Source organism: Mucilaginibacter sp. (assembly GCF_036383575.1).
Classification (GTDB): domain Bacteria; phylum Bacteroidota; class Bacteroidia; order Sphingobacteriales; family Sphingobacteriaceae; genus Mucilaginibacter.
Map to the genome: position 1 here is coordinate 1 of NZ_DASVOB010000819.1, position 7,287 is coordinate 7,287.

The 7,287-nt window shown below is 40.7% G+C and carries 3 protein-coding genes; 2 read left to right on the forward strand and 1 reads right to left on the reverse strand.

What is annotated here, in order from left to right; translation table 11 throughout:
• On the reverse strand, nucleotides 1–1,701 hold a 1,701-nt coding region (locus tag VF500_RS28955), incomplete at its 3' end, for a SusC/RagA family TonB-linked outer membrane protein (protein WP_330862987.1).
• A gap of 1,180 nt (nucleotides 1,702–2,881) precedes the next feature.
• Here VF500_RS28955 and VF500_RS28960 point away from each other — a divergent pair.
• Nucleotides 2,882–4,471, forward strand: coding sequence for a GH39 family glycosyl hydrolase (locus tag VF500_RS28960; protein WP_330862988.1), 1,590 nt, complete (start codon nucleotides 2,882–2,884; stop codon nucleotides 4,469–4,471).
• Between the two features lie 159 nt (nucleotides 4,472–4,630).
• Nucleotides 4,631–6,178, forward strand: a complete 1,548-nt coding sequence (locus VF500_RS28965; RefSeq protein ID WP_330862989.1) for a carboxylesterase/lipase family protein — start codon at nucleotides 4,631–4,633, stop codon at nucleotides 6,176–6,178.
• The last annotated feature ends 1,109 nt before the right edge of the window (nucleotides 6,179–7,287 follow it).

The following is a 7,287-nucleotide window of genomic DNA, read 5'->3' on the forward strand; positions in this document are numbered from 1 at the left end:
TAAACGACCGAAATAGGATTCCTGGGCGCTTCCGTTTCCGTTGTCTCCTGAATTGGTGGCTGTAGTTGCATCACCCGAACTGATCGCCTGCACATTGTTTGACGCGAAGTTTGAACGGGCGCCAGATATGTTTTCGAACGAACTCAGTTGGGATTCATGGCCTAACAAGGCATTAATATTGTATTTACCGAAGTTGTGGCTATAAGTGAAAAAGTTCCTCAACACCTTATAGAAATTTTGTGCCATATAAGATGAGCCGCTGTTGGTGCCGTTAACTGTTTTGCCGAAGGTATATATTGGTGTAAACCTATCTTCAGTATTGATATCAAAGTTGCCGGATACCTCATTTCGTAATGTCAAATCTCTGAAAATCTGTATTTCAGCATATAGGTTACCAAATACCTGATCCCTTTTTTTCAAATCTTTTACAATCAAGGCTAAGGCAACCGGGTTGGCAACTCCAGGTGTCCATCCGTTGGTGCTGGTAACCCCTCCCCATGAGCCGTCAGCGTTTTGTACCGGAATATCGGGCGTAAGGTTAAGGGCTGTACTGATTACATTGGATGCGCTTGAGTTTACGTTCTCATTAACGTGGGCCAATTGCAAACTGGTTCCTATTTTTAGCCAGTTAGTAGTTTTGTTATCTAAGTTCACCCGTACAGACGACCTTTTAAAATCCGAGCCAAGCGCTATCCCTTGCTGATCGTAATAAGATCCGGATACTAAATACTGTGTTCTGTTATCACCGCCACTTACAGTAACTGTATGACTGGTTTGCGGAGCTTTCCTGAATAATTCTTTTTGCCAATCAGTACCGGTGCCTAAATATTGCGGATTAGCAAACTCAGGCCTTACGTCAAAGCCCCATGCCTGGGCGCGGGCATTAATAAATGTGGCAAACTGTTGCAAGTTCATTGTTGGGAGCTCGCCCGGTATTTTTTGATAACCGGTATAAAAATCATAAGATATCTGCGGTGCTCCTACCTTACCTCGCTTTGTAGTAATAACTATTACCCCGTTAGTTGCCTGTGAACCGTATATGGCCGTTGCCGAAGCATCTTTCAGTACATCTATCGATTCTATTTCAGAAGGATTGATCGTATTTAATGGGTTAGAGCCATTACCAGGGTCATTTACCGGAGGAATAATAATACCATCTATTACATATAGCGGCGAATTTGTACCACTTATTGATGACACGCCGCGTATTTGAATAGACACACCACCGCCAGGCTGTCCCGACACCTGTTGAACCACAACCCCAGGTACTTTACCTTGTAAGGCCTGGTCAAAGGTAGCAGGCTGTGTTTTGCGCAATTCGTTGCCCGATATTGAACTTATAGCCCCGGTGGCGTCTTTACGCTGTATCTTGGCATAACCGATAACCACTACTTCATTTAGGTTGCTGGAGGCTGAATTAAGCCTGATGTTTATTACTCCCGCTTGTTTAACTGTTGCTTCCCGTGATGCATAACCTAAGTAGCTAAAAACAAGTATTTTACCTGGTTCAGCCGCTATCGAATAATTGCCGTCAGCGCCGGATGCGGCACTAAAGCCTGTTCCCTTAATCTTAATAGTTGCTCCTGGTATCGGTTGACCATCGTCTGCACTTGTTACTTTACCCGTAATATTAACGGTTTGCGCGTGAGCGGAAAGACAGAATAATATGCCCGCCACAATTAATGAAATCTTATATTTCACTCTCTCTTGTAAAATTTTATCCATCTGATAATAGGACTTTAAGGTTTGATAATTGGTTCATTGTTGTTTTGTTAGTAATTAATTTGCTTTTCTCCATTCATAATTATTTGTCATATTTTTTATACCGACGAGCTCTTTTTGAAACTATCTGATGTTCTGAATGAAAATGACTACCGGAATAATCATATAGATATTAGAATACTGAATGCTTTTATGAAATGCAGAGCTGATATGGGTGAGTATCTTACTTAAGCGGTATTAAGTGGCTTATTAACAGTTTTTCGTAACTGTACGGCAGGAAAATAGCACAGGTGCTTATAAGTACGCGTTTGAGCATAATGCTTAGTTTAAATTAGGTTACTATTAAAATTGGTTATCTCGTCTTAACCATTGTGTTGGTATCAGACAGGCGGCAGTGACATAGAACAAATGCCGCTTTATAGAGGATAAAATTAGAGGGCTTGTCGCAATCGATTGTTTACAAATAGGGATACAAATGTTAATCTGAATTAATGTATTGGTTTTCAGTATATTAAACTGATTTTTGGAGAAAATTCAGAAAGAAATAGGTAAAAGAGTTAACAAAAAGGGCAAAAAACGGATTAAGAATTCAGGATTAACTTGAGTAGCTGTGTATTTTATTGGTAGAGATATGCCCGGGAAGACAATTAAATTCATTATAAGGAATTTAAAATATGATAAAGGCAATATTATCATATGTGGGATACGGTTAACGTTGGCTTGCAAGTAATTGATCGACGTGTGTTAAGCTGATAGATAGGGTGGGTTGTAACTGAAGCTTTCTGGTTAAGATCAATGCGCTCTTATATTGGTGAACGCGACGACTTTGTTGTTGATTTAGCATCCGGTTATTTCCGGGAGGTCTCATGCATATCTGCTTATATAGCTTATTCTTATTTGGAATTATCTAATGTTGATCGACTATTGATGTTAATTAACATTCATGTCCCTATTTGTAAACAATCGATTGGTGGACGAATTCTTACCTTTACATCGTTAAAAACTGAGAAGATCTTTATATCATCTTGTGGCATTTAAAGACTCTGTTTATTGATCACACCAATTTTAAATTATAACCAATCTAATTACGTATTATTATGTACTGGTAGGTGTTTGACTATCACGCGACTACAGGTATGGGGAGCATAAAATGACCAATATGAAAAAGAAAATTTTACCAATTATTTTAGGTAGCCTGCTTTTTAGCAATGTTTTTGCCCAAAATAACAATCTAAATAAAACGCCTGAAGCCAAAAGGATAATCAGCCTTGATTTTAAAAAAGAAAAGGGAGTTTTTAATACTTCATTTAAAGAATGTGTAGGGGCGGGGCGAGCAAATGAGGGTTTGAGGGCCGACTGGCAGCAACAATTGGCCACTGTACGAAATGAATGCGGTTTCAAATATATCAGGATGCACGGTTTGCTGACAGATGATATGGCTGTTTACCGCGAGGACAGGAATGGAAATCCGGAATATAACTATCAATATGTTGATGCCCTGTACGATTATATTTTGAGTATAGGCATGAAACCTTTTGTAGAATTAGGGTTTATGCCCGGTGCGCTGGCAAGCGGTAATCAAACCATTTTTTGGTGGAGGGGGAATGTAACACCGCCCAAAGACTATAAGAAATGGGAAGGTTTGATCAGGAACCTCACTCAGCATTTTACCGAACGGTACGGAACTGATGAGGTTAAGACATGGTATTTTGAAGTTTGGAATGAGCCTAATCTGAAAGATGGTTTCTGGACAGGTTCGCAGGATGATTATTTCAAACTTTATCAATACAGCGCGCAGGCAATAAAAAGCGTAAACAAGGCCTATAAAGTTGGCGGCCCTGCTACGGCAGGGGCGGCATGGGTACCGGAAATGATAAATTTTTGCAGTAAAAATGCAGTCCCTATTGATTTTATAAGCACTCATGCTTATGGCGTAAAACAGGGCTTTTTGGATGAATACGGATCAACCGGCACTGTGCTGGATAAAAACAAGGAAAGCGTTAGTGGTGATGTTTTGAACTCACGCAAACAAATTCAAAATTCCGCAATTCCCGGGCTGGAATTACATTATACAGAATGGAGTTCGTCATATACACCTGCCGATCCAATACATGATAGTTATCATGAGGCGGCATACATACTTGAAAAGCTAAAACAAACGGGATCAGCAGCCAACTCCATGTCTTATTGGACCTTTACCGACATTTTTGAGGAACCCGGGCCCAGATTTACCCCATTTCATGGCGGGTTCGGTTTGCTGAACACGCAGGGGATAAAGAAGCCCGCATTTTTTGCTTATTCGTTTTTAAATAAATTGGGTGAAACCGAAATAGCCGACCAGGACAATTCTTCCTGGGCCTGCAAAAACAAAAAAGGCGATGTGCAGGTGCTATTATGGGATTATACTTATACTTTACCTGATTCTGTTAATAATCAGTCCTATTACGTTCGGGATCTGCCTGCTAAATCAAAAGGAGAAGTTGAATTGGCCATAGCCGGTATGCCTAAAGGAAAATACAGGCTTGAGGTTTATCAAACAGGTTACAAAATAAATGATGCTTACACCAGTTATCTTTCGTTTAATAAGCCCAATCAGCTTAGCAAGACTCAAGTCGACTCACTTAAAAAGCAGAATAATGGTGCGGTGATTCTTAAAGAGAATATCACAATCAATGCTTCAGGAACATTTTCAAAGAAACTTCAAATCAGAGAAAATGATGTTTTCCTGATCAATATGATCAAGCTTTGACAGATATTCAATTTACCGGGTTTGGTATTGACATGAAGCCCATGGTTGATACTTTCGCCGCTGATGTTGAACATAATTTCACGAAAATATACATCATTAGTTCAGATAGTTGTGAATCAAAACGGCTTAAATTAGCTTTGGTAAGCCAATCATGATTTTATGAAACATTTGATTTGTACACTTATTTTAGTACTTGTTATTGCAGTTGTTAAAGCACAACCTACCCCGGTTAAAGTGAAAGAAGGCCTGATACAGGGAACGTATGAAAATGGCCTTTCAATTTACAAAGGTATTCCGTTTGCTGCACCGCCGGTTGGCGAATTGCGCTGGCGTGCCCCGCAGCCTGCTGCAAAATGGGATGGCATCCGTATGGCCGATAAATTTGCGCCGGAACCCATACAGGGAGCGCCACCTTTTTCAGGAAAAAGTGAAGATTGCCTGTACCTGAACGTTTGGTCGCCGGCTAAGTCGCCGGGCGACAAAGTTCCGGTATTGGTATGGATCTACGGCGGAGCTTTCAATTTTGGCGGCACTGCTGAACCTGCTTATAATGGCGAAAAGCTGGCAAAAAAAGGTGTCGTGCTGGTAAGTATCGCTTATCGCGTAGGCCAGCTCGGATTTTTGGCACACCCCGAATTAAGTGCCGAAACCCCAAACCATGTATCGGGCAACTATGGCCTACTGGATATGATCGCCGCTCTTAAATGGATTAAAGAAAACATAGGAGCCTTTGGGGGCGATCCTGAAAAAGTAACTATTTTCGGCGAGTCGGCAGGGGGGATAGCGGTTAGTATGCTATGCGCAAGTCCTTTGGCTAAAGGGTTATTTTCGGGGGCCATCTCCGAAAGCGGAGGTTCATTTGGCCCTACACGCATTACAACTTACCCGGGCGAAAATATGAAAACTCTGCATGATGCCGAAGTTGCAGGTGAAGCCTATGTTAAAGGTGCCGGGTTTTCCTCAATTGCCGGTTTGGGAAAGGTAGATGCTGATAAACTACCGGGTATACGTGGGCTCGCGTGGCCTATTGTTGATGGTTGGGTCATACCCGATGATCAGCATAAACTTTATGAGGCCGGCAAGTACAACGATACGCCCGTATTGATAGGTTACAACTCTGACGAAGGCGCCAGTTTTTCGCCGCCCAAAACCTCCGAAGATTATATTACCGCCGTAAAGAACCGCTATGGGAAGTTTGCCGATGAACTAATTAAGGCTTATCCTCCCGGCACAGGTACGGTTGCGAAAACAGCCCGCGATCTCACTCGTGATGCGGCATTTGGCTGGCAAACATGGAGCTGGGCTACGTTACAGGCAAATAGAGGCAAATCGAAGGTTTTTTATTATTATTTCGATCAGCACCCTGAATATCCCGTAGGTTCCCCTCAAGAGGGTTACGGATCGCCGCATGCGCAGGAAGTTGCTTATATATTTGGAACGCTTGACGCTTCAAATCCGCAAACAAGTAAAACAGATCTGGATATCTCAGATGCGATGAGTACTTATTGGACAAACTTTGCAAAGTATAGCGATCCCAATGGCCCCGGCTCGGCTAATTGGCCAGCATTTAGTACTACTCAACCCACGGTTATGTACTTTTCCCAAACTGCGCATACCGGTCCTGTTCCAGATGCGAGCGCGTTAAGCGTATTGGATGCTTATTTTAAATGGAGACGTTCGCCTGAAGGTAAAACCGGTGTTCAATAAGGTTGCATTATAAAATCCAATTAAAACGAGGCTGATCATGATAACCATGATCAGCCTCGTTTTGTATGATTTATTGGCGGGACTCGATGAAGCCAATTTTCATATAGGCGACTCCCGGAGGCGTATTTTAATTTAGGATACTCCTCCGGTTGTGCCAATAAATATGCTTACTATCACTGCATTTACTTTAGTTAATTGAATTTTTCGACCTTTATTCAAGCTGCACAAGCAAAATATCTGTGCTATTTTAGCCTAAACTACGCCATCGCTAACCTCTGCAAATGAAGAAATGTTGGATAAGTAAAATAAAAGCTCCCGAAATTATCTATACTTAAAGCGTATCCTACCTTCCGATTCGATAAAATCAAGGAAAAGAGCTTTCATAATTAATAAGATTACTCCTTTTTAATGAAGCAAAGGGTGTTTCTAAAGAAAAAAGGCCTGCAAATACTGTTTTTTGCAAACGAAAACATTCTGCACCCTATTTTTTAACTTTTGTGCTCCGGTAGCAACCTAATTTCACTGTCAAATTAATAAACCTGGTACCAATTAAAAATATGGCCATTATTCCAAAGGCCATGATTTGTTGATTTAACATGTGCTTTTTTTATTAATTATCCTTTGCCTTTAGGAAAATAAATTAACCAATTAAACCGGTTCAAACCTGTTTTTATTCTATCTGAAAATGAAATTAACGTTAGCCTCTGCTTTGCGCAGAATAACAACTGCCGTATTGATTTTTTTAATAAGTGCAACTGTTGTAAAAGATGGTACTTACAAATTGTGCAAGAGGTTAAACGGCTCCCTGTTTAAAACTACTCCTAACATTATCTATATAAGCATTTATGTTAATGAGATACATCTCCTCCTCTTAGCCCGGTTGTCTACTACTTCACACTAAATAAACCAATTATTCACGACGATAATACCGTCAATTAAACCAATTCTTTATGAAGAAAAACTTAAATTATTTTTTATGCATCATTGCAACAATTTCATTAGCAAGTTGTAAAAAGCAGGGAGTTGTTACTCAGGGTAGTAAGCCGATTGAAACAAGTACAGGCAAACAGAAGGTATTTGCCACATCGTACCCGAGTTACAACACCTCG